Source organism: Magnetospirillum molischianum DSM 120 (assembly GCF_000294655.1).
Lineage (GTDB): Bacteria > Pseudomonadota > Alphaproteobacteria > Rhodospirillales > Magnetospirillaceae > Phaeospirillum > Phaeospirillum molischianum.
On sequence record NZ_CAHP01000052.1, the window covers coordinates 1 to 2,023 of the forward strand.

Below are 2,023 nucleotides of genomic sequence, written 5' to 3' on the forward strand. Positions count from 1 at the left end.
CGAGACAAACACCCACTGCCAGTGGGTGACGCCATCGACCCGGGTGGTGGTTTCATCCGAGGCGATCACCCGGGCGGTCAGCAATTTGGCCTTGATGGCCGCGCGCGCCTCGTCCAGCCCGGTCCGGACCCGACGGAAAGCATTGGCGATGGCACCTTCCGAGACCGCCAATCCGAAGAGATCCTTCATCATCCGCGACAGCCGCTCGAAGCCGACATGGTGGCTGTGGTGGAGATACAGAAGCAGGGAACGGACGCCCGGTCCGAACGGCGTTCCTGGCGCCATCCCCTCCGGAGCCTCGGCCCGGGCACGACGTCCACAGCCGCCACAGCGCCCGCCGAACAGTTCGATTCGGGTCACCACCGGACGGATCGCCGGGAGGTCGATGTGGTCGTAGCGGTGACGGCACCGCTGCCGATCCGCCGACAGCGGCATCCCGCAATGGGGGCAGACCTCGACCAGGCGGCGCTCGGTTTTGTCCGGGTCCTCGGCCAATGGCCGCGATACCCCGGGGCGTGACGGACGCGGTTTCCGGGACCGGTCCTCGTGCGGCGAACTTTTCTTCCGGCCGGGGCCGTCCTTGGACGGCGGAAAATGCGAATTCGACGAGGTCTTTTTCGGCTTGCCCAGCGCCGCTTCAAGTTCGGCAATTCGGGCGGCCTGACGTTCGATCAACGCCGCCTGCTCTAACAGCAAGGCGTCCTTATCGGCGTCACTCAGGCGGTAGCGGATCGGAGACTTCATTCATCGGTTGACCCATATTCCACGCCTCGGCGCAAGCCCTTTTGCCAACCCCGTGAGCAATTACGTTATTAGCGTTCCAGATATATGGCTCTCCTTTAAAAAAGTTAGCTACTTCCCTTGCTACACAGTCTATCACCCTATCAAAGCTTCCTTGCTCGGGATTGATATGTTGATCCTTCTCCCCGCTTTGCCAGTTTCGATGTAAGTTGACCTTGGAAGAATTATCTTCTGGGCTCAATAGATACCAAATACGAATAAGACATCCCTTGGCTTTCTGTGAATCCCACAGTTCCTCATTCAAGGCGTAGGGTTTAACCACCACTCCATACGAATGTTCCCAGATTAACGCCAAGCTATTAGAATGGAACGCAGCTTGAATAATAACTAGCTGACGAAATCTAAGGAATAAGTCAGGCTTCAATATGCCAACGGCTTGAATCTGTCCTTCTCCTATTTCTCCAATACAATCATACAAATCATTTACCACAAGCTGTGCCAGCTTTCGGCAATAGGGGTTTGTCAACATAACGTTTCCAGATTTAAAGGCTGCCCTTTCTCGATAGGCCACTTCCTCTAAGCATTCCTTAAATCCCTGTCGGGGGCGTAGAAGCATGCCATCTTGGTAATCCCCCCTGGAAATAAGGGGATGCGGACGTAGAATTTTCTCGGTTTTGCGAACGAGGAGATTCGGATGAAGAAGAGTCGGTTCACGGACGCCCAGATCATGGGGATCCTGCGTCAGGCGGAGGAGGGTATCCCGGTCCTGACGCTGTGCCGCGAGCACCAGATGAGCAGCGCGACGTTCTACAAATGGCGGGCGAAATACGGCGGCATGGACGCCTCGATGATCTCGGAGATGAAGGGGCTGGAGGACGAGAACCGGCGGCTGAAGAAGATGTTCGCCGAGCTCAGCATGCAAAACGAATTGCTGAAGGAGGCTCTCGGAAAAAAATAACCCGGCCATCCCAGCGCCGGGAGATGGCCGAGACAGCTGTGGCGCGACGAGGGATCAGTATTGCGTTGGCGTGCCGGACGTTTGGGCTCAGCGAGACGTGCTATCGCTATAGCCCGAGGCTCTCCGACGAGAACGAGCAGATCGCCGACCTTTTGATCGGGCTGACCCAGGCCAGAAAGACCTGGGGGTTCGGCCTCTGCTTCCTGTATCTGCGCAATATCCAGGGGCATGACTGGAACCACAAACGGGTCTATCGGATTTATCGCGCGTTGGAACTGAACCTGCGCATCAAGCCCCGGAAGCGGCTCAAACGCGACAAGCCCG

General features: G+C 57.2%; 2 protein-coding genes and 1 pseudogene. 1 reads left to right on the forward strand and 2 read right to left on the reverse strand.

Going from position 1 to position 2,023, the window contains the following annotated elements; all coding sequences use genetic code 11:
• Both PHAMO_RS16305 and PHAMO_RS19625 read right to left on the reverse strand, forming a co-directional pair.
• Positions 1-744, reverse strand: a 744-nt coding sequence (locus PHAMO_RS16305; protein ID WP_040567693.1) for an IS66 family transposase, incomplete at its 3' end; no start/stop codon positions are given.
• Positions 713-1,270: a hypothetical protein gene (locus PHAMO_RS19625; RefSeq protein WP_155801854.1), complete on the reverse strand. Its 558-nt coding sequence runs from the start codon at positions 1,268-1,270 to the stop codon at positions 713-715. The genes PHAMO_RS19625 and PHAMO_RS16305, both read right to left, overlap by 32 nt.
• Positions 1,271-1,435: 165 nt before the next feature.
• On the opposite strand from PHAMO_RS19625, the pseudogene PHAMO_RS19170 reads away from it, so the two are divergent.
• Positions 1,436-2,023, forward strand: a pseudogene (locus PHAMO_RS19170) (transposase); the annotation flags it as partial.